Genomic DNA, 23,108 nt, shown 5'->3' on the forward strand with positions numbered 1-23,108 from the left:
TATTGAGGTTCCAATTACTCAGTGACACTGAATAATTGGAGCTTTCGTATTATTTAAACCGTTCTAACTCTCAAATAGCTTAAATCTTTAAAGCCTTATATTGATTACGACTACTGATATTTTACTAACAATGCTTTATCATATATTTGCGTAGTTCGCTTACTAAATTTAATACAAAAGAATTACTTTAATACTTCTACAGCAAAATAATATTCGTACCTAAACTTAAACTATACTCATTTGCTTTGAACGATTTCATAACCCTAAGTATAATGAAAGTATTCTAAATCCAATTATCAGTATCAATTGTTTATTAAGTGAATTTTTGTAAAGACTTCAATAGCGAAATTTAAAACTACCAGGTAGGTGTTTAAGACAATTATGACTAATAAATTACTGACGATCGTTGTCACTTGCTATAACATTCAAAACGAAATTGCCGAGTGCCTAGACTCAATCGTCGGGACTAACTTTCCTAAAGAACAACTTGACGTACTAATCATTGATGATCATTCTACTGACCATACAGTAACAATTCTAGATGATTACGTTGCTCACTATGACTACATGCGCGTTCTTCACAAACCAGACAACGAAGGGATCAGCGCAGCCCGTAATTCCGGAATTAAGATGGCGCTGGGACGATATTTAGCCTTCGTTGATGGTGATGACTTAGTAACCGTAAATGCATACAGTAAGCTCGTTTACTTAGCACAATCAAACAACTCCGACGTTGTAATGGGCTTTGTTCGTCGTTTTGATTCATTGCGCGATCGAGGATCATATTTACACAAATTTGCCATTACTGGTAACTATACAAACACTACTTTAGATGCACATCCTGAGTTTCTTTATGACACAACGGTGTGGAATAAAGTTTATCGGCTATCCTTTTTACGGGACAATCAATTAAACTTCATTAACAACATCATTTACGAAGATATTCCATTTACTACTGCCGTCCACTTGGCTTCACGTAAAACAACTGTCACTACCAGTGTCGTTTATAAATGGCGTTGGCGTGAATCTGGAAACTCGATTACACAAAGCCGTGATGCACTTAATAATTATCACAGTCGTTTAAACGCTCTCAATACGATTCATCAATATCTACTTGATGCTGGTTACAGTGATAATTCAGCCTTAATGGAGGCACTCCGCGTCAAAATTTTAAAACTTGATATTCCAATTTATATTGAAAATATCGCGGATGCTAATGAAGACTATATCTATAAATTACAGGAATTAACATTCCAGTTCCTAACTGACCCTAAGTGGCATCTTTTAGAAGAAAAATATCTAAAATCGCTTCCTCTAAAAACGCAAGTTCAGTATTGGGCCATCATGCAGGGAAATTTTGAATTGCTGAAAAAGTATTCCTATCAAAAGAATTTTGGCCAGTTTAAGCGCCAACATGGTCACTATACCTTTTCTGCTCCAGGTGTTCCACATTCAGTATTGAAAAAACTATACTTCAAAGATAACGTCTTACCAGTTCGTCAAAAATTGACGGGCCTAAAATTCCATCAGGACACGGAAACGGTCACAGGAAGTGGCATGTTTAGAATCAGTACCGTTCCGTTAAAGAAAAAAATCGGATCAAGCGCTAATAAGGATGAAACTTTAACGGCCACCCTTATTAATCTGGCTAATCAAAAACAGATACCAATTACTTTTCACCGGGTAACCACGCCCACTTATAAGCGGTTACTGAAATCTCGCTCTAGCTGGACCAACGCTCGCTATACGTTTAGCTTTAACGTAGCAGAAGCTCTAGCGCAACTTGGTTCAGGCGATTGGAACATCCAAATTACCGATGATTTAGCTCATACGTATCAAGTAACTAGTTACTTAGGAGCACCCAAAAAGGCTTCCAAACAGAAAATTAGCCATCTTGAAGGTCAAGATTATATTTTAAAAACAAACTACGATCCCTCTTGGAACTTAACTTTTAACGTAAACGACCTGGCCGAAGAAACAGATCAAGCTGAACTTTTCCTAGCTAATCCTAGACTTGAACAAAACAATCTGATTTTCGACACTAATATGTCATCCAGTGAGAAAGCAATCATCCAAATTAACCAATTAGGTAGTATTGCTGGTGTTTTAGATACAGCTAGCCAAAATATCCGCTTCCCAATTCAGACATTAACTAGCAGTGAACTCAACCTATCACCTGAGCCACTGAACCATTTAGATCGCGTTTTGAATGGTTTTCCACAGAACCTATTTGGCCACTTCATGAAAGTTGTCATTTTGGATGCTGCAACCAATAGTTCCATTGATTATCAGCGCGGTGAAACTAATATTGTTAACACATTAACGGCCGGCAATTCACGCCTAGTAGTTAGTTCTACCGGCGTTTCAACTTATTGGATTACTAAGGACTATCCAGCAGTCAAATTAGCTTTACCTGAATCTTCCGTCACCGATGGTAATTTGCGAATTCAGCTTACGTCCGAAAACACTAATTTAATGAACTGGTTATCAACGCCTTTAGATAAGTCAAAATTGGAACTTATCAGTACGAACAAAGAGCATCGTTATTCGTTTACGTTTGCTAAATTAGGACTCACACAACTTGATAATCAATCATTACTTGTCAAGATTCCACTGCTAAACGCACAGCAATTACAAATTCTATCTGGAACTTATCAATTTAAATTTTACGTTTTCCAGCCAGAAAAAAGCGATGCAGAAATTTTTGTTGGTGAAGCCGCAGCGGCGTTTACGCCCGAAAATCAGCTTTCAACCAAACTTTCTTCCTTAGCAATTAGTACTGGAAACGCGAATATCTATTGGAAAGTAAATTCCAATAACTATCCTGAATTACGAATCACGCAGCCTTTTTCAGGTTTCTTTAACCGTTCAAAAGGTCGACGAGCTATTAGTTATTCCGTAATGTATCCGTTAATGCGCTGGTTACCATTACGTAAAACCATGATGTTTGATGCTTATTGGGCATCAAAATTCGATAGTAACGAAAAGTCCATGTATGAGTATCTTGATAAACAACACCCTGAAGTGAAAGCAATTTGGACATTTACTAACGATCAGACGCCAATTACTGGAAACGGTATTGCTGTTCGTAAAAACACTTTAAAATACTGGTATTATTTGGCAACTTCTAAGTATCTTATTCAAAATACAAACTTGCCTAACCAATATTTAAAACGCCGTGGTCAAATCGAAGTTGAAACGCTTCATGGAACATTCTTAAAATACATGGGGTTTGATGAACCTTATTTCAGAACGGCATCTGCTCGAATTCAAAATAATTTTGCCCGGCGAATTCGACGCTGGGATTACATGATTGTGCCTTCAAAGTACATGGCTGAAACCGCAAGTAGCGCTTTTGATTATCATCAAAAATTATTGCCAACAAACTTTCCGCGGAACGACGCTCTTATTAGGTATCGCCAGGACACCAAGTATCAGACCCAATTAAAAAAACGGCTCAACATTCCAATCGATAAGAAAGTCATTCTGTATGCACCTACTTACCGTGGTACTGGTGCCTTTGACTTTCAATTAGATATTGAACGGCTACGAGCAACGCTGTCTGACGAATACGTTCTATTAATCCGACTTCATTATTTAGTTGCTAACACGAATAGTTTTAGCGCTTACGGATCGTTCGTTTACGATATGAGTGATTATCCTGACATCAACGACCTATATTTAGTTAGTGACGTCTTAATTACTGACTATTCTTCTGTCATGTTTGATTACGCCCTATTACAACGACCGATGATTTTCTATGCTTATGATAAAGATTGGTATCTTGATCCAAAAAATCGAGGCGTATATCTAGATTATGAGCGTGAAATGCCTGGTCCGATTTGTACTACGACCGATAACCTAATTAGCTGTTTACAAAATTATGCTGATTTAAACACAAAATATGCAGCTAAAATTGATACGTTTAATGCTAAGTTTAATGATTACGCTACTCAACATGGTGACGCAAGTGCAACAACTATCGAACAGATTTTAAGTACCAAAGCTGCCGACCTGGATCAGATTCCTGATAAAGGGGTTATTTGGAAAAAGTTCTGGCATTTGTTTATGATTCGCGACTTTCAGTCTCGCTTTCTTAATTATCTTGGCCGTAAACTACCTAAACGCAATATTATTATGTTTGAAAGTTTCTTTGGTCATCAATATTCCGATAACCCGAAAGCTATTTACGAGTACATCAAAGCACACTATCCAAAGTACAAGCTTTATTGGAATGTAAATAAAGATAATGTAGCCTTCTTTAAAGAGCATCATATTCCGTATATTACCCGGTTTGGGTATCGGGGTATTTTCAAACAAGCTCAGGCCAAATATTGGATCACAAACGTTCGGCGGCCATTCCGTTGGAAAGTCCCACAGGGCACCACACTACTACAAACTTGGCACGGAACACCGCTAAAAACCATTGGGACGGATGTGAATTTAGTGACCATGCCAGGTAATAACGTCGTTAAATATCATCGCCAAATCGTTAAAGATTCCCGACGCTGGGATTATTTACTGGCACCTAATCAATATTCCGCCGATATCATGGTTCGCGCATTCCGTAAAAATGCTAACCAAATGATGCTAACTGGTTACCCACGGAACGATATTCTTGTAAACTATACGCCTGAATTAGTCCAGCGTATTAAGTCTAACCTTGAAATCGAAAATTATCGTCACGTTGTACTATACGCACCCACTTGGCGTGATAATGAGTATGTTAAGGATAGCGAGTTCACTGCTAAACTTCATTTAGATTTAGATTTACTTCAACAGAAATTTGGTAATGATACTGTCTTTTTAATTCGAACCCATTACATGATTGCTAATTCACTCGATTTATCAGGTTACGATAACGTACTGAACGTCAGTGATTATGGCGATATTAACGAATTATATCTAATCAGTGACGTTCTAATTACCGATTACTCTTCCGTTATGTTTGATTATGCTGTCCTTAAGCGACCGATGATTTTCTTTACCTACGATTTGGACGATTATGCTAACGAAATTCGTGGCTTTTACTTTGACTTCCAGAGTCAAGTTCCAGGAGATATTGTCAAAACCAACGCTGAAGTAGTCACTGCTTTAGCAAACATTTTTAATGGCGACTGGCATCCAAATGAAAAATATCAACGTTTTGTCGATACTTACTGCCAATGGATGGATGGTCAAGCTACTAAACGAGTCGTAGAAGGCTTGTTTAATACAGATTTGACTTACCATTACTTCGCGCCTACTGAATTAAAGTTACCAGAAACCAGTACAATTAAACCTGGTGCTTCAATGTGGAAGCAGAACAAAGATTTTCGTAATCGTCATGACGTTTCGTTTATGGGTAATTATGATCCCACACAAAATCAGCAACAACCAACTGGGATGTTTAAAATTGAACAAATCATGCAATTAGAATCCTTGGGGACCCATGCACTCCTTGGAATGAAATATGCAAAAGTAAGTTCAATCAAAAATACTAATGCCCCAACTATTTGGGTTGCATTAGATGACCTCAATATTATTTCAATTTAATAATTACAGAAAAAGCTGGAAATGTTTTATTTTTCCAGCTTTTTTATCAGATATTTATGAATGACTTTGATAAGTATCAATTAAAACAACGAGCTACTGAAATATAACATGTTGTTGCTATTAATCAGGAATGGTATTCTGGTTACTGGCTATAAGGCTATTACTTAATAAGTTCAAAAGTAAATCACACTATGTTAAGGAAGAAAATAGAAATGAAAAAACATTATAAAAATCTACTCAATATATCATTTATTTCACTACTGATACTCATGCCAATAATCTTGCTGTTTCCTTTAATACATACTGGAACACTTTCATATAAACTCGATACTTGGTTTCATTTAATGCGAATTTACGAAATGCGCCAATCAATTCTTTCCGGAAGTCTATTAGGAACCCTAGGAAACATCTACACATTTGGTGGTGCTGGGCAAATTATAAACGGAATGTACCCGTCATTAGTTTTAAGAGTATTAGTAGCAATTACCTCTTGGCTTAGTCCCATCATGCAAGTTTATGCGATTATTTTACTAATTCTTATCGTAAGTAGCTTATCAAATTATTTTGTTTTTAAAAGTCTTAAATTTAAGGAAATAGACGCTTTTTTAGCTTCAATCGTAATGACTTATTCGTTAGAAGTATTCGTTCTACTTCAGGATGGTAGCTTTGGGTTAGGGATAGCCCTCTCCATTGTACCCTGGCTATTCTGGGGATTATTAAACATTCGCGGTAATAATCTTCGGCAACGTAGAAACGCCTCTGTAACGATTGGTATAATCATTGGTCTCTTTTTTCTATCACATATTATTTCAGCATTCTTCGGCATACTAATGGTTATTTGTACTGCCATTTTAGATTTAATAAATAAAAAATACAATTTTATAGAATATATCATTTCTGGAATTACCAGCATCATTATTGGTTTGCCAACGTTAATTATTACATTAGTGTTTGGTAAAGAATCACTATCAGTTTCTTCTTTTGGTAGATCTCCTAAATCAATATTTGAAACTTTTTTGCCGCTTTTTAAAGCTAATTCTGGAACAGCATACTTTGGCTGGACTGCATTTACATGCTTAGCTGCTTTTTACGTGCTAGTTACATTTCTGAAACACAAAGAATGGTCTTCACTTAAAACAATTGCTCTGATTACTATCCTCTTTGGCACTGATTTAGGCTACGTTAAACTATTTGACTTTATGCAATTTCCAGAAAGATTTTGGATTTTTGGAATGCTATTATGCGTATTTATTCTTATTTTAGAGCAATTTCCGGGTAATAATACATTAAAGTGGATTATCTGTTTACTCGCTTTCATACCTGCTCTAAACACCGCTACAAATTATTACAGAAACTTGTCAGAGCAGCCTTTGTGGCAAGAAACCGATTTAGAATATCATCGATATACTTCCAAATTAAATAATAAGTCTTATGATTATGAAAAGTTTTATTCATTCAGGACATACGTAGACTACCTTCCAAAAGAACAGGAAAAATATAAATTACCCGATCCAAAGGGCATGTGGTCCTCAAAAGAAATGAATGACGCTAATTATGCACATTCAGTTAGGAAAAGTAATTTTAAAATCGATGAAATTAAAACAAATAAAAAGCAAAAAGTAATTCCTTTTAATCCAATAAAGAACCAACAAGCGCATAAAAATACGATGAGTATGACAATTCATATCAACAATAATGGAACGTACGACTTGCCATTTTGGTTTTACAAATCAATTCCATATAACGTCCAAGTTAATAACAGCGAAGTTAAAGCAAAAGCATCCAGCCAAGGTAGGCTTAGTTTATTTTTACGTAAGGGCACTAGTCATGTAAAAATAACACAGTCAATGCCATTTTATCTGGTTATTACTTACGCTATTAGTGGATTAGCAATAATCGGTACCCTACTATATTTATTTTTAAGAAAAAGAAGAAAAGTACACATGTCATATGAGCCGTAATTTGAATAGCGAAAAATCAGTAGAAACTATCCTATAAAGTATTCGTGGCTTCGGCTAAAAAACTTAACGGCAAAAAAGTGTCATCGCAAATACCGCGATGACACTTTTTGCATACAATCTCTTATTCCCCAACCGCCTTAAAATGATAAACGTGAGAACTAAAGTCCTTAGCCACTAAATCTTCGTAGAAGCCGGTGTTAACTAGTTCGTCACCACCGATAACGGCCCCGGTCTCAACGTTTTGATAAACGCGGTCCGGATCCAAGCCCGCCAGCTTCAACAACTTAAATTCCGGCTGCGCTTCTGACAAGATTTTGAATGAGAAGACCACCACATCCGTTTGCGCCTCGTTAACGAATAACCACGCGTACCGGTTAGCCGTCCGTACTAAGCGGATAAAGGTGCCGTACTGGACCGTTTGGCGAATCTGCTTGTAAAACGCAACCTGGTTCTTAACCGCTGCCTTTTCAGCATCCGTCATCTGCGTTAAATCAAGCTCATAGCCCAGGACGCCGCTCATTGCCACGTGACCACGGGTCTCAAACGACGTTTTCCGACCAGTCTGCTGGTTCGGGCTAACCGAAACGTGGGCTTCCATCGATGACATCGGGTAAGCCACCGAAGTCCCGTATTGAATTTGTAAACGAGCAATCGCATCGGTATTATCACTCACCCACGACTGTGGCATGTAGTACAACAACCCAGTATCGAAGCGTCCGCCACCACCGGAACAGCCTTCCCATAAAATGTCTGGGTACTCCGTCGTTAATTCTTCCAACAGCTGGTAAAGACCCAGTACGTAGCGGTGTAAGACTTCCCCCTGACGTTCAGCTGGCAAGGCCGCCGAATAAACGTCGGTAATGTGACGATTCATATCCCACTTAATGTATTCGATCTGACACTTGTCTAAAACGGCCCGTAACTGTTGATGTACGTTCTCGCGAACTTCTGGCCGGCCCAAGTCGAGCACGTACTGTTGCCGCGAAACGCTTGGTTGCCGCCCCGGCACCTTCAACATGTAGTCGGGATGGTTACGATAGAGGTCGGAATCAATTGAAATCATTTCCGGTTCCACCCACAGACCAAACTGCAAACCCTGGTCATGCACGTACTGTGAGAAGTGGTCCAAGCCTGCCGGGAACTTCTTCTGATCAATGTACCAGTCACCCAGCGACGAATCGTCCCGATCACGGTGACCAAACCAACCATCGTCCAGCACAAACATTTCTAAACCGAGGTTCTTCGCTTCATCCACGATTGGCCGCAACTTTTCTTCGTTAAAGTCCCAGAACGTGGCCTCCCAGTTGTTGACCAAAATTGGCCGGGGTTGGTGCTTGAACTTGCCCCGCGCGACCCGATCGCGTAACAAGCTGTGTAACGTCTTACTCATGCCATTTAAACCAGCATCCGAATACGTTAACAAGACTTCTGGTGTCTGGAAATGGTCGCTTGGATCCAGTTCCCAATCAAACTGATCATCGTTAATTCCGGCTAAAACCCGCACGGCTCCGAACTGATCTTTTTCTAATAGTTCTTGATGGTTCCCGGAGTAAACTAAACTAATCCCGTAAACGCGCCCCTGAAATTCCGTGGTCTCTGGATCACAGACGGCGATGAAATTATTCATTTGGTGACTGGTCGTTCCGCGGCGACTGCCAAACGACTTCACGCCAAAGCCGATTGGCTCACGTTCTAAGTGCCGTTCGTTTGCGTGCGCCCCCGGGAAGGACAAAACTTCCTTGGGTTCCGCCGGCAAATCTAATTGCATCGACGCAATTTTTTCAATGTTGACCGCTTGATCACCATGATTAACCAATTCCACCGACCGCGCCACCACGTTGCGGTCCCGGTAAATCGTATACTTCAAAATTAATTCCAATTTGCTAGGCGCATCGGTCAAACTGACCTTCAGGGTTTGCGCCTCCGCGTCTTTTTCCACGTAAGCCGCTGGTAGCCCTGCTAACCGCGGTTTTCCCCATTCAATCGAATGGTGATCATAAGTGAAGAAGGCTGAGCGGGTGCCGTCCGCTTGGCGAATAATCGTTGCGGGCGTCCGGAAATCACCGTCACCAGCACTACTATATTCTTGGAGGAGAAAGTCGAGTGAATAGTCCCGCTCCGTTGCCCCCGGTAAGTTATCGGAAAATCCGCGGTCGCGCCGCGGATTCTTCAACTGGCCGTGGTACTGCCGAATCCGTTTACCGTAGTAGAGGTGCGCTAAGAAGCCACCCTCCTCAATTCCTAAAACGTAGGAAATTTCATCGTTGTGTAAATGGAACGTGCGTTGCGCTTCATCAAACTCAATTAAATTCGTCGTCATTATATCGGCTCCTTTTATTTTGTTAACGTTGCAATCGTGACATCGTTCGCCGTAACGGTCTCGCCCGGCCGTACGTTTAGTTTAAAGTCCTTAAACTTCGCGCTGTTCGTGACGACCACCGCCACCGTATCGTCTAAGCCCGCCTTTTGAATGGCTGGATCCCAGAATTCGATCAACTCAGTTCCCTGCTTGACCGCCTGGCCTTCCGTGACGTAGCTCACGAAACCAGTTCCGTTCATCGAAACGGTATCAAAACCAACGTGGATCAGCAGTGCGACCCCGTCCGCGGTGACCATCCCAATCGCGTGACGCGTTTCAAAAACCCGGCTAATCTGGGCATCAAACGGCGCCAGCACCTTGCCGTCCGTCGGCTTAATCGCAAACCCTTGACCAACTTGCCCGCTCGCAAAGGTTGCGTCTGAAACACTAGCTAAATCAACCACCGTCCCGTTAATTGGTGAGCTGACAGCGACCGTAGTATCCGTAGCGACCGCTTCTTCAGGGGTGAGCGTTTTACCCCACGTTTTTTCAAGGGATTCCACGATTTCAGCGTGCTTAGCCTCCGTCAACGTAGACTTCTTCCAGAAAATGAACATTGCAATGATCAGTAAAACGGCCGGAACCGCGAACATCATGACCTTGAACTTGGCCTGACCAGCGGCGGTAATCGAAGCCGCCGTTGCACCAGACGTCATCCCAGCAATTACGGCAACTTGTCCAACGACCCCGTTCGAAATCGCGCCACCTAACTTATCCAGCAGGGGCCGAATCGAAAGCGTCAAGGATTCGTCCCGGTGTCCCAACTTCCATTGTCCGTATTCCACGGAGTCCGTAATAATCATCAGTACGACCAAGAACACCACCGCTTGCGGAACTTGGAACATTTCAGCCGCCGTTAAGACCAACCAGAAATTCTTGCCGGCAACCGCAAACAAGGCGATCCCAGCAAGCATAATCGCAATACAACTTGCGAAAACGCGCTTGCGGTTAAACTTATCAACCAACTTGGGAAAGATTGAAACGGAAACTAGACTAATAATAATGTTGACCGTTTGGAAAACGGAGAACAGCGTTGACTTGCCTAAAATAAAGGTAAAGTAGTACAAAACTAACGAGTTTAAAATGTTGATCCCGATGGCGTAAATCCCATAGGTCAAAGCAATCCACATCAACTGGTCATTTTGGGCTAGCGTCTTAAAGATTTTTTTAAACCCAACCGTATTTTCTTTGTTCTTCCGTAAATCAGATTGAACTTCATGGGTCCCCAGACCAACGATGATCGCCGTCACAATCCCAACGATTGCTACCATCAGCCCAAAGGCAAACCAACCGCGCTCATCACCAGTCCCACCGGCTTTATTCAGTGAGAAGAATAGGACCAGTGGCATCACAATCACCCCAACGAGGCCCCCACCTAAGGTTGAACCAACCCGGGCAGACGACGCCGTCCGTTCCCGTTCAGCGGAACTAAACGACAAGGCTGGAATCATTGACCAAAACGCAACGTCCTTAAAGGAATAAAAAATATCCATCGTAATGTATAAAATGGCAAAAACAACTAAGTAAAGGGCCGGATGCGTCCGGTTAATACCCCCTAGGTCGGTGAAAAGTAGTAATAACGCAATCGACGTTACTGTCCCACCAACAACGACCCACGGTTTAAACTGACCAAAACGCGTTTTCGTTCGGTCAATCCAATTTCCAATGAACGGATCAATAATTAACTCAACCACCCGCAGGACGGCAATAATCGTTGTGATGTATAAAATCATCCGGTTATTATGGGCCTGATTGCCCCCGTTAAAGAGGTGGGTCGTTACGAACATGATAAAGTACGTTGACAGCGCTCCGTAGAACATGTCGTTCCCAAACGCCCCAAACGCGTATGATACCCGCGAAATTACTTTTTGCGTGGTACTTTGGGTTGCTCCCGGCGTACCCGCTAAAACTTTCTGTGCCATATTGTCCTCTCCCAGCTAATCACGATCCATCCAAGTCGGCCGTTTACTTAAACTCGATGTAATCGTTTACTTGTTTACTTAACGATTGTTATTGTAACCGGTTTCTTTTTAAGATGCAAGCGCTTTTTTGAATTAAGTTCATAAAAGCCGTGCGTTCATCCGCTAGTAGTTTCGGCTATAAAGCTAAGCTTATTATTGATTACGCCAATCCGTTTCATTATGTTTACCAATTAACGTAACGAAAAGAAGGTGCCCGTTTAAGGCACCTTCTTTCTGTTGTCCACTATCATCAATTTAGTAACCGCTATCATTTCAACCCAGGTTACTACTTACAAGCTCTCGCGAACAATTAATTCCGAGTTCACCGTTACGCCGACACTCGCCGTTCGGCCGCCAAAGACCCGTTCGCGCAACAAGTTAACCGCCTGCCGGCCAATTTCCTTGGCAGCCGGCCGGACCGTCGTCAATGCCGGGTACAGAAAACTGACCATGTTGATATCATCAAAGCTCGCGACTGCGATGTCGTTTGGAATCGTCAGTCCCGCCTCCTGGATTGCGCGGTAAACCCCAACCGCCTGCGGATCACTTCCGACCAGGACAGCGGTTGGGCGTTCTTTTTTCAACAGCTCCTGCATCACAACCAGCGCGTCTTCCGACGTCCAACCAGTCGTATGGTCAGAAATCTCGTCCGCCAACCCGTTGCGCTTCATCCAGTCCAAATAGGCCGTCTCCCGTACATCCACTAAACTATCCTCGTTCAACCCATTTTTATCCATCAACGCCATCCGGCCGCCAATAAAGGCAATCTTGCGGTGCCCCTTGGCCTTCATCATGTCCAACACACGTTCCGTCTGCGGGCCAAAGTCGTTTTGAATCACGTCACACTTCGGAAAGTGGCGGGCGTCGTTAACTACGACAATGTTTTGATTGTACGCATAAATCTCGTCGAGCACGTCCGGCGCCACCGTTCCCAGCACAATTACCGCCCCCAGGGCCGCGAAGCGCTGCCAGTTACGATCCTTATCATTGGGCCGCACCTCACTAACGACGTGCATCCCCCAGTCCTTGACTCGTTCCTCAATACCATTTTTAATCATCCGAAAATACGGGTCACCCAGTTCATCTTCCGCCCGCAGGCAGTTCACAATCGCAATGTGCAAATTATTGACGTTGCCCTTCCCGGACGGACTGGTTAACTTATAATTCAATTTTTCCGCTACTTCGAGCACGCGTTTCTTAGTGGTTGCCGATACCGAAAAACTCTGATCATCATTGAGAATTCGGGAAACCGTCGCCTTCGAGACGCCCGCTAATTTAGCGATACTACTAATACTTGCCATAAATATTTACCTCTAAATTCAAAAGTTTATCCCTTAACTCTAGTCTACCCAACACTTACCGAATAAACAATCATTAACTCGCCCACTTTAGTAAAAAAGTAAACGTTTGCATTTCCGTACTGATGGCATTGAAAAAGGAGAACCAACCGCAACCGGCTGATTCTCCTGATTCGCACTTAACGTGCGCTTATTCAATTATTCCCAATCATAGTTGGTTGGATCCTGGAGCCCGCGCCCCGTCGCTTTGTCCAACATAATCCGTTGTTCAAAGTGGGCCACGTTCCGCTTCGTTTCCTTGACCATGTCAGGGTTGACCGAAACGTAATCGATACCGCTTTGAATAAGGAAGTTGGTGAATTCTGGGTATTCAGATGGCGCTTGACCACAGATGGAGACGGTCTTGCCATCCTTGTGCGCCGCCTTAATCAAGTGGCGAATGGCGCGCTTAACTGCTAAGTTCCGCTCGTCAAACAATGGAGCAACCGTATCGTTGTTGCGGTCGCAACCAAGAATCAACATTGCAAGGTCGTTGGAGCCAATTGAGTAGCCATCAACGAACTGGTTAAATTGATCCGCCAAGATAATGTTAGCTGGAATTTCAGCCATCATGTAAATCTTGAAGTCGGCACTCCGAACTAAACCTTCGCCGCGAATAATGTCGGTTACCTTTTGGGCTTCCGCCACCGTCCGAACAAACGGAATCATGATGTTCAGGTTGGTTAACCCAAATTCGTTGCGAACCTTCTTAACGGCGGCTAATTCAAGCTTAAAGGCGTCGATGTACTTCGGATCGTAGTACCGGGAAGCACCCCGCCAGCCGAGTAAGTCGGATGGTTCGTGTGGCTCGTACTTGTCGCCGCCCTTTAACTTACGGTATTCACTGGACTTGAAGTCGGAAAGCCGCAGAACAACTGGCCGTGGTGCCATTGCCCGAGCAACCTTCGAAATCCCATCCGCTAACATGTTGACCACTTTTTCTGGGTGGCCCTGTTCGATTAAGTAGAGTGGGTGTTCGTGAATGTAAGTGGTCCATAAGAACTCTTCGCGCATGAGACCGATCCCGTCAGCTGGCAACGTTGAGTACTTTTGAGCTAATTCAGGATCGCCCAAGTTCATCATGACCCGGGTCGCCGTTGGCGCAAAGGTCTCAGCCGCAACCACTTGACCAGTCGCTTGCGCTGCCGGTTCGTCCTTCTTAAGTAGGCTAGCAACCTTACCGCGGTAGACAACCCCGTTCTTCGCATCAACCGTTACGACATCACCAGTCTTAAACGCATCCGTCGCTGCTAAGTTCTTACTCTTCGTCCCAACAATGCATGGAATCTGCATTTCCCGGGAAACGATAGCCGCGTGGCAAGTCATCCCACCGTTATTCGTTACGATTGCGGCGGCTTTCTTCATTGCCGGTACCCAGTCAGGCGAAGTCATCAAGGTAACTAAGACTTCACCTTGTTTGAACTTATCGATGTCCTTTGGACTATCGATCACGTGAACAACCCCGCTTGCTAAGCCGGGACTAGCTGGTAACCCCCGGACTGCGACTTCCGCATCACTTTCAGTAACAACGTCGTCGTCCGTGCCTGCGTTTTGCTTATCTTTATTCCGTTGTGACCAAACGGTTTCCGGACGGGCTTGAACAATCCATAGCCGGTTGGTATTCGTATCCAAAGCGTATTCCATATCCATGTAGCAACCGTAGTGCTGCTCGATCTTCTTCGCGTAACCGGCCAATTCAATAACTTGTTCGTCGGTCAGCACTTGCTTGCCCTGTTGTTCAGCTGGCACCGGTTGTTCTTCAGTCCCACCGTCAGCAAGCCGCTTCAACTGGATAGGTTGCTTAATAACGTTCTTTTCAACAATCTTCAAGCTGTCCTTGTCGATAACGAAGTGGTCCGGCGTTACCTTTCCTAAAACAATGTATTCACCTAGACCAAAGATTCCATCAATCACGATCTTCGAATCGTCACCATTAGCGACGTTGACGGAGAACATAATCCCGGAAGCCTTCGAGAAGACCATCATTTGAACCGCTGCCGATAGCGCAACCTTTTCATATGGGAAGTGTTGCTTGTGACGGTAGTAGGTGGCCCGGTCCGTAAAGAGCGATGAGTAACACTGTTGAACGCGGTCAACCACGTCGTCGGCACCCTTAATGTTCAAATAGGATTCTTGTTGCCCCGCAAACGAAGCGTTTGGCAAATCTTCGGCAGTTGCTGAAGACCGAATGGCAACGAACGGGTTCTTCTGACCCATTTTATCAGCTAAGTCCGCGTAAGCTTTTTCGATATCTTGCGCTAAATCAGCTGGCATTTTCGCGTCAACGATTAAGTTGCGGATCTTTTCACAGGCCGCGTGTAATTCATCTGAATTTTCGTAGTCCTTAATACCTTCCAGCAAAGCGTTGACTTGATCATTTAATCCCGTTTCCTGCATAAAGTACCGATATGCGCGTGCGGTGGTGGCAAACCCGTACGGAACTGGTACGTCCATCGAAGAGGTCATTTCCCCTAGTGATGACGATTTGCCGCCGACCAGGTTGACGTCTTCTCGGTGTAATTCATCAAACCATAAAACATTTGCATTCTCTCGACTACTCACGATATTACCTCCCTGTAATTTCCAACATGAAACCTATTTGTAAATGAACATAAAATCGTTAATGTAAGCGATTACTTTTTACAACTATATTGTAGTTCATCCGTGCACAAAATGTAAGACTATTTCAGGAAAAACCGGTTTAAAATCAATCCTTTTACAACGGTTAAATACTTTAATTCATTGTAGTACCAACGATAGTAGCTTTAACTCAAAAATAAAATTAATTTTTGCTCAGAATTCTTAGCACTAGTTAATAAGATAAATAATTAACAATCTTGGTAAAAATAGCGCTTTTTACATAAAAAGAAAACTTCATGAAAACCGCGCCCCGCCGGCCCCACTATTCGTCAACAAAAAGACCACGCGGGCCGGCGGTGTTAATCACCAGCGTCCGCGTGGTTTTTAATGTTAGTTTTGATAACCGCATGGTTCACACCGGTTAGCGCCTAATGGGCAACGGGCGAATTAGGCTGCGGGGTTTCAATTTGATACCCGTTTGCCAGTAATTGATTTTCAAACCACGTGTCAAACATGAGGCCGTACCAAACTGCCCCCGCAAGGTTGATCACTACTTGTAACCCGCTACCAACCAGCATCTCTGCAATCATATTAACCCCAATCAGGGCCACAAACGGTACCGCCGCTTTTTGGATAAACCCCGGTGTCCGGTACTTTTGACTAAATAGTGCGTAAAAGAACGTGAAAATTAACGCCAACCAGTTGATCGATCCCCGAACCGTCTTCCGGTCCGCCTGACCATTCGTGACCTTGACCAGAACGTGATCCTGTTTGACCCGCTGACTAAAATTGAACCAATCTGAAAAATCCATTATAAAGCCCTCCTTTTTTAATCCTGATCCGCGCGTTCTGCTCGAATCACTTGGTTAATCCACCGCTGTGAATAACCGTAATAATTGGCCAGTTGATAACTATTGTGACCGTTATACCGGTGGATAACTTGCTGGGCTGCCAATTCCCGGTCATACATGTGAATCGGTAACGTCAGTTGCATCCCGCGGTACTGATCATAAATTTTTAACATCCCATCGACACCGATTAGATCACTCACACCCCGATAAAAGGTTTGTAACGCCGCCACGTCAACTTCTTTTGCCATCCAGACACCTCCCCAAATTAGTCGTGTTCCTTAACAACGGCTTAATTATAGCGGCTTCATCAGGATTGCCACAGTCCCGTTTAACGCGTCATTCGGGGTGCGGTTATGCGCGTTCTTTAACCGGCTGTTTTCCACTGTGGATAACTCAATACAACGCAAAAAAGCTGCGACCGAAGTCACAGCCTCATGTTAATAGCCGAAACGTGCTCAAAAGTTAGCTAGCTTTTGACACACTCGCCCTTTCAAATTTAACCTTCTAAACCTAATAGCTGACGATACAACGCTAATTCTGCCGGCGTTTTACGGCTACTCATTAATTGAATCTGCTGGACGTGCGGGGTCACGTTCAAAAGCTGACGGCGCTGGAGATGCCGTTGTAAATTGGCCGCCACCCCCGCATCACCCGTATAAACTGTCGGCAATTGCGCCAATTCGGCCTGAATTTCATCTGCCACGAACGGGTAGTGGGTGCACCCCAGCACAACGGCATCAATCGTCTGATTGGCATAGGGTTGTAGCAACTGATGAAGTAGCGCCTGGACTTGCTCCGCATCGGCCTGGTGCTCAATTAATTCGGCAAGTCCCGGGCATGCCTGGGGATAAATCGTTGCTTGCCCCTGAAAACGGGCCACCTGCGCCTTCAACTTGGGGAGGCTTAGCGTTAAGGCTGTCCCCAGTACCAAAATTCGTTTATGGCCCGCATCCACCGCCGCTTTCAAAGCCGGTTCGATTCCGAGCAAGTCTAGCTCGGGATGAGCTGCCATCAGCTGGGGCTTAGCCGCACTGGTGGCAGTGTTACAGGCAATGACGATGGTCTTCACGTGAACGGCTTGCAATTGTTGCACGACCCGCTCCGATAACCGCTGCACCTCAACCTGGCTCTTATTGCCGTACGGCGCGTTGGCCGAATCACCAAAGAAGACGAAATCTTCATTCGGTAATTGCTGGGCAAGCACCCGTAAAGTACTAAGGCCACCAACGCCCGAATCGAAGACGCCAATTGGGTCTGAACGTTGACTCACAGTACCACCCCCCTGGATAAAATCCGCTCAACCGCACCCAGTCACAACCTACTTATCGGCTGCCTGGCGGTGTTGTTCAATGTTGCAACCTTCCGGGCCGCAAACCGCGCTTGCGTCATCGTTTCCAAACGTTTCAAAATTAGGTTGAGTCTGCTGCTGCTTTTCATCTTGCTTAGTCATTAAGCTTCAACCTCCTTTGCTTGAATTTGTTTCAACGCGTCCACCATCGTGTCATATGGTTGGGCACCTGAAATCCCGTAATGATTATTAATGACGAAGAACGGCGCACCGTGAATTCCCAATTGTTGCGCTTCGGCTTCATCCGTACGCACCGCCTGCTCAAACTGGTTACTTGCAAGTACCGCCTGAACTTCAGTTGCGTCCAAACCACTCTTGACCGCTGCGGCTGTCAAAACGGCGTGATCCGCAATGGATTCACCCTGACTAAAGTAAACTTGGTACAACGCGTTAATGACCCGCTCCGTTAAGTCGGCATCGTGCTTAGTCGCCGCAAACTTAATGACCCGGTGAGCATCCAGCGTATTTGTCGGGACGGCGTTAATCAAGTCCACCTTCAAACCGTCTTCAGCTCCCATGGCCGCGATTTGGTTCATTTGGGCCCGCGCTTGGTCGCGCGACATGCCGTGACCAGTTGAAAAATTAGTCACCATGTCCGCTTTAGTGGTCGTCGGTAACGTTGGGTCCAGTTGGAAAGCCTTGAATTCTAACGGCGTCGTTGCCGCCAACCCTAATTCTTTAAGGGCGCGTTTCATGCGGGTTGATCCAATGTAACAAAACGGGCACGCAATGTCTGACCAGTATTTAATTTCCATTAGTTAGTTTCCTCCAATGTTGTGTACTTTGCTAAAACGGCCTTCAGTTGGTGCTTCGTCCGGAGACCGACAAGTTTTTCAACCACCCGGCCGTCCTTCTTAATGAGCAGCGTTGGGATCGACATAATGTCAAATTTTGCTGCGGTGGCTGCGTTGTGATCAACGTCCACCTTGCTAATCGCGACCTTACCAGCTAGGTCGCGGTCCAAATCCTCGATGACCGGACTTTGCATCCGGCAGGGACCACACCATTCCGCCCAAAAATCCGTTAGTGTAACGCCGTGCGCCGTCGCGCGTTCAAACGTTTGATCTGTTAATGCTTTAACCATTGATTACTACCCCCGCGTGTTTAAGTTGTGCAACGTAATTGAAAACCGCCTGACCCGCAATACCGCCATCACCGACCGCCGTTGTGATTTGGCGAAGTTGCTTTTGGCGGACGTCCCCAATCGCGTAAATACCAGGAATCGTCGTTTGCATTTGCTCGTCCGTTAAAATCCAGCCCGCATCATCCGTAATGTTCAAGTTCTTGAACATCGCCGTCATCGGCTCCGCGCCGACATAAATAAAGACGCCGTCAGTGGGAACGGTCCGTGTTTGGTCGGTTTGGCGATCGTAAACTTGTACGCCCGTCACCTTGCGCTCATCACCAACGATCGCCGTAACCTGACTGTGCCAAGTAAAACGCATCCGCTCGTTATCAAAAGCGCGTTCTTGAAGTAACTGTTCGGCGCGAAGTTGGTCGCGGCGATGCACCACTTGGACGCCATCCGTCACGTTCGCCAAGTAAAGGCCTTCTTCGATAGCAGAATTGCCACCCCCAACGACGGTTACCTGCTTTTGGCGGTAAAACGCGCCGTCGCAAACGGCACAGTACGAAACGCCCCGACCACTATAGGCTTCCTCGCCAGGAATACCGAGTTTACGCGGTTGGGAACCAGTGGCGATAATCACGGCGGCCGTGACGAATTCGTCATTATCAGTCACGATGTGCTTTAAGCCCTGCGCATCCACTTCAACGCCGACGACGTTTCCGTATTGATATTCCGCGCCGAATTGGGTTGCGCTTCGATACATTTTTTCTGCGAGGTCTGGCCCCATAATTCCCTCAAACCCCGGGTAATTTTCAATTTCGGCCGTGTTGTTCATCTGACCACCATAAATTCCCCGGTCTAAAATCGCGACCTTTAAGTTGGCCCGTGAAGCGTACAGGGCGGCGGTCAACCCACCGGGACCCGCACCAATCACGACAACGTCATACTGTTTTGTCATTTTCTAACCTCCGTTTTCAGTCCTATTCAACTGATTGATTGAATAGTTAAATATTAGCAGATAATTACTAGAAGTCAATTCTAAAGTTTCGTGGGACTTTCTGATTGGGGGCCATCCGACGACGACTAAGACTGAAGGCATGCGCGCTGACCGGTGTCAGACCCGCCTTAACACTACAAAAAGGACGACTAGCTGACAATTCGCTCTGTCAGTTAGTCGTCCTGATCATTTGTTTAGTTCGTTTTAACGAGTAGTTTCAGTTTGCTTAGCTGCAAACTGGCGCCAGTCATAATAACTCTCATTCAAGCTATAAGCGTGGCGCCCGTGCTCATTTAGTAACCGGGTGGCCTGATTGGTCAACGCACAGAGGTGTCCCCGGCAGTAAACAATGATGTCTTGGCTTGGTTGCAGTTCAGCCAACCGATCTTGTAAATGTTCAATTGGAATGTTGACCGCCCCGGCAATGTGCCCCGCTTGGTATTCCTCCACGGGACGGACGTCCAATAACTGAACGTCATCCCGGGTAACCAGCTTCATAGCAGCTGCCAAATCAAGCGTTTGAACATTTTCAGTTGCATCAAAATCGCGTTGAATTTGACGCATGGTCGCCAGCTGGCTCTCACCGACGTCCCTTAAAAGGTAAAATAGTTGCGCAACTTGGTCGGAGGCCAACTCATAAATAACGAAGTTACCACGTTTGGCCCGGCTCACTAAGTTCGCCTCGCGTAACGTTTGTAAGTGCCGCGACGTATTGGCAATGCTCATTCCGGATTGACGGGCTAGCGTTTCAACCGTCTTGGGGCTTTGCACGAGTAAGTCCATTAATTCTAACCGGCGGTCACTGGAAAGACTCTTCCCCACCTTCGCAAGTTCCGCATACAGGCTCGCCTTGTACGCATCCGCAGTTTGATTCATGTCGCTGCCTCCCGTTCTTTAATCGTTCTCAATTCAATTAATTGATTGAATAGTTACATCTTACCCTTTTGCGCTGGATTGTCAATGATTCTGCCGTTGGCGGTGCTCGCAAGCCTGAAGCAACCGAAACAGTTATCAATGTGCTAAGCTAAACCTAATTTTTTAAGGAGGCTTCGCCCATGCAAATTCGTCCCATCACCGCGGCCGACGACGCGGCCATGCAAACCATCATTCAACAGGCCCTCAAAGCCGCTAAACTTGATATTCCGGGCACCGCCTACTTCGACGCAAATCTAGCCCACCTGTCAGCCTTTTACGCTGCGCGCCCCGACCGCGCCTACTGGGTCGTCGTTGACTCTCAGGGAACCGTCGTTGGTGGTGCCGGCTGTGGCGAATACGGTACCGGCCAGCACGTCGCCGAATTGCAAAAACTTTACTTACGGCCGGATGCTCGCGGTCACGGATTGAGCTACCAATTAATTGACCAGGTTACGGCTTTTGCCCGTCAGACCGGGTATCAGCAGCTTTACTTGGAGTCCAGTCACCGGCTAGCCGCCGCCCTGCACGTTTACGATCGGAGCGGTTTTACCCGCCTCGACCAACCATTGGCGGTGGCCGTTCATTCGGCAATGGATCGCTTCTACATTAAATCACTACAATAAAAAAATCAGGCTAAGGGTGCGGTTAAACCCCCTTAGCCTGATTTTTAGTTGGCGCTGACGGCCCGAACCGAGTGCCGCGCCACGATTTGGTGCGGCACGATCACCGCCGTCGGTAACTCGTCCGTCGGGTGCGTTGCCAGCGCAATTTTCGCCGCTTCTTCGCCCAACCGTTGTGGAAAAACGGCGACCGACGTTAACATTGGGTGTGCTAAGTCGGAGAAAATCGAATTATTAAACGCAATCAGCGAGCACTGACGCTGCTTCCAAACTGGATTATTATGCAACACTTGCTGCAACTTCATGGCCAACATGTCGTCAACCGCAACAAAGCCGGTCACCGTGGGATGGGCCGCAAAAAACGCCGTCAACGCCTGCACACTGCTGGCGTGATCCTCAAAGCGTTCCTGCAATAAGATATCCGGTAACTGGTCCTGCATCATCGCCCGCTGGTACCCGAGCATCCGGTCACTTTGCACCATCTTTGATAAGTCAGAATATAGGAAACAAATCTGCCGGTGACCGCGATCCAATAAGTACTGGGTCGCGTCGGTTCCGGCCTGCACGTTGTCGTTGTTAACGTAAGAAATCTGGTTACTATCCTGCGCTGGTTTCCCAATCACCACGTACTGCACATGCGCCGCGGCTAAGCGCTTCACGACCGGGTCATCTTTTTCCGAATAAAGTAAAATAAACGTGCGGATGTGGCCCTGCGTAATCATCACGTCAATGTTATGGACTAATTCTTCACTGGAAATGCCGGTTGCCAGAGTCGTCATCGAGCCGTGGCTAATGCAAATCTCGTTGATACCGCGAATCATCTCCAAGAAAAACGGGTTGGAAAAAATTTCGTGGTGGTCGACCGGCAATACGACCCCGATAGTGCTACTAGCATTCTTAGCTAAATTCTGAGCGTTAAAGTCCGGTGCATAGTTCAACGCCTGCGCGGCTTTGGCGACCCGTTCACGCGTTGGCTTACTGATCACCGTACTTCCCCGTAACGCCCGCGAAGCAGTCGACGGTGACACACCGGCCCGCGCCGCTACGTCTTTAATTGTTGCCATACTATCCCCTCATAAATTCATTTATATATCTTTAATATAGAGCGTTCACCAGCCTTTGACAAGCGCTTGCAAAAAATCATGCACTTTTTTGCATATTTTAGCTCTTGGGCTACCGGATTCTGTAGTACTTTAACTACTAAGGATCAAGGCTCGGTGCGTCCAATGCCGCCCTTCAGGACCCCCGGCTTAATGCTGGAACGCGGTGGACACGGGTTTGAGCCGACAGCCCGCGTCTCAAACACCGGTCTTACACTAACCAAGCAAACGACGCTTGCTAAGTGTAACGACACCGCTGAGCATTTACCGGGGGAACCTGAAGGGCTGGACTGGCAGGCAGACCGTGATCGTGGGACCCAACAGTAAATTAAACTTAATAAGATGGGGTTCTTTCGGCTTAGAATAAAGCTCAAATTTAAAACTGCGGAATGGTCTCCAAATCAATGCCCGAGTGTTGGCGTCAATCGGTTACGCCCATTACTAACGGCAATCTCAACGCAATTTGGTATAGAAC

Annotated in this window: 16 protein-coding genes; 3 read left to right on the forward strand and 13 right to left on the reverse strand. The window is 45.3% G+C overall.

Annotation, left to right across the window (positions count from 1 at the left end; genetic code table 11):
* Positions 1-381: 381 nt before the first annotated feature.
* Both FFM79_RS04325 and FFM79_RS04330 read left to right on the forward strand, forming a co-directional pair.
* Positions 382-5,535, forward strand: coding sequence for a bifunctional glycosyltransferase/CDP-glycerol:glycerophosphate glycerophosphotransferase (locus tag FFM79_RS04325; RefSeq protein WP_137642242.1), 5,154 nt, complete (start codon positions 382-384; stop codon positions 5,533-5,535).
* Positions 5,536-5,747: 212 nt separating this feature from the next.
* Entirely contained in the window at positions 5,748-7,496 is a 1,749-nt protein-coding gene (locus FFM79_RS04330; RefSeq protein ID WP_137642243.1) for a putative glycosyltransferase family protein, read from the forward strand.
* A gap of 121 nt (positions 7,497-7,617) precedes the next feature.
* Here FFM79_RS04330 and FFM79_RS04335 read toward each other — a convergent pair whose 3' ends face one another.
* The 12 genes from FFM79_RS04335 to FFM79_RS04385 all read right to left on the reverse strand — a co-directional run bounded on the left by FFM79_RS04335 (position 7,618) and on the right by FFM79_RS04385 (position 20,874).
* Positions 7,618-9,816, reverse strand: a complete 2,199-nt coding sequence (locus tag FFM79_RS04335) for an alpha-galactosidase (RefSeq protein WP_137642244.1) — start codon at positions 9,814-9,816, stop codon at positions 7,618-7,620.
* A 14-nt stretch (positions 9,817-9,830) separates the two neighbouring features.
* On the reverse strand, positions 9,831-11,777 hold the full coding sequence (locus FFM79_RS04340; protein ID WP_137642245.1) for a sugar MFS transporter: 1,947 nt from the start codon (positions 11,775-11,777) through the stop codon (positions 9,831-9,833).
* A 329-nt stretch (positions 11,778-12,106) separates the two neighbouring features.
* Positions 12,107-13,117, reverse strand: coding sequence for a LacI family DNA-binding transcriptional regulator (locus tag FFM79_RS04345; protein ID WP_137642246.1), 1,011 nt, complete (start codon positions 13,115-13,117; stop codon positions 12,107-12,109).
* Positions 13,118-13,312: 195 nt separating this feature from the next.
* Positions 13,313-15,715: a phosphoenolpyruvate synthase gene (gene ppsA, locus FFM79_RS04350; RefSeq protein WP_137642247.1), complete on the reverse strand. Its 2,403-nt coding sequence runs from the start codon at positions 15,713-15,715 to the stop codon at positions 13,313-13,315.
* Between the two features lie 446 nt (positions 15,716-16,161).
* The gene (locus FFM79_RS04355; protein WP_137642248.1) at positions 16,162-16,545 is read right to left on the reverse strand and encodes a hypothetical protein; all 384 of its coding nucleotides are present in this window, start codon (positions 16,543-16,545) and stop codon (positions 16,162-16,164) included.
* Between the two features lie 17 nt (positions 16,546-16,562).
* Positions 16,563-16,832 (reverse strand): Mor transcription activator family protein, encoded by a 270-nt coding sequence (locus FFM79_RS04360; RefSeq protein WP_137642249.1) that lies wholly within the window; start codon positions 16,830-16,832, stop codon positions 16,563-16,565.
* Positions 16,833-17,080: 248 nt separating this feature from the next.
* On the reverse strand, positions 17,081-17,854 hold the full coding sequence (gene murI, locus FFM79_RS04365) for a glutamate racemase (RefSeq protein ID WP_137642250.1): 774 nt from the start codon (positions 17,852-17,854) through the stop codon (positions 17,081-17,083).
* A gap of 48 nt (positions 17,855-17,902) precedes the next feature.
* Complete coding sequence (locus FFM79_RS12800; protein WP_263854451.1) at positions 17,903-18,034, reverse strand: hypothetical protein; 132 nt, start codon at positions 18,032-18,034, stop codon at positions 17,903-17,905.
* Entirely contained in the window at positions 18,034-18,687 is a 654-nt protein-coding gene (locus FFM79_RS04370) for a DsbA family oxidoreductase (protein ID WP_137642251.1), read from the reverse strand. Before FFM79_RS04370 ends, FFM79_RS12800 begins: the two co-directional genes overlap by 1 nt.
* Positions 18,687-19,016, reverse strand: a complete 330-nt coding sequence (trxA, locus tag FFM79_RS04375; RefSeq protein ID WP_137642252.1) for a thioredoxin — start codon at positions 19,014-19,016, stop codon at positions 18,687-18,689. Before trxA ends, FFM79_RS04370 begins: the two co-directional genes overlap by 1 nt.
* Entirely contained in the window at positions 19,009-19,959 is a 951-nt protein-coding gene (gene trxB, locus FFM79_RS04380) for a thioredoxin-disulfide reductase (protein ID WP_137642253.1), read from the reverse strand. The genes trxA and trxB overlap by 8 nt, the downstream gene beginning before the upstream one ends.
* 243 nt (positions 19,960-20,202) lie before the next feature.
* Positions 20,203-20,874 carry an ArsR/SmtB family transcription factor gene (locus tag FFM79_RS04385; RefSeq protein ID WP_137642254.1) on the reverse strand — a complete coding sequence of 224 codons (672 nt, stop codon included), beginning with the start codon at positions 20,872-20,874 and terminating at the stop codon, positions 20,203-20,205.
* A gap of 179 nt (positions 20,875-21,053) precedes the next feature.
* On the opposite strand from FFM79_RS04385, the gene FFM79_RS04390 reads away from it, so the two are divergent.
* On the forward strand, positions 21,054-21,536 hold the full coding sequence (locus FFM79_RS04390) for a GNAT family N-acetyltransferase (protein WP_137642255.1): 483 nt from the start codon (positions 21,054-21,056) through the stop codon (positions 21,534-21,536).
* Positions 21,537-21,580: 44 nt separating this feature from the next.
* Here FFM79_RS04390 and FFM79_RS04395 read toward each other — a convergent pair whose 3' ends face one another.
* Positions 21,581-22,597: a LacI family DNA-binding transcriptional regulator gene (locus FFM79_RS04395; RefSeq protein WP_137642256.1), complete on the reverse strand. Its 1,017-nt coding sequence runs from the start codon at positions 22,595-22,597 to the stop codon at positions 21,581-21,583.
* Positions 22,598-23,108 lie beyond the last annotated feature (511 nt).

Origin of the sequence: Lactiplantibacillus modestisalitolerans (genome assembly GCF_005405425.1) — a bacterium.
In the GTDB taxonomy this organism is placed as follows: domain Bacteria; phylum Bacillota; class Bacilli; order Lactobacillales; family Lactobacillaceae; genus Lactiplantibacillus; species Lactiplantibacillus modestisalitolerans.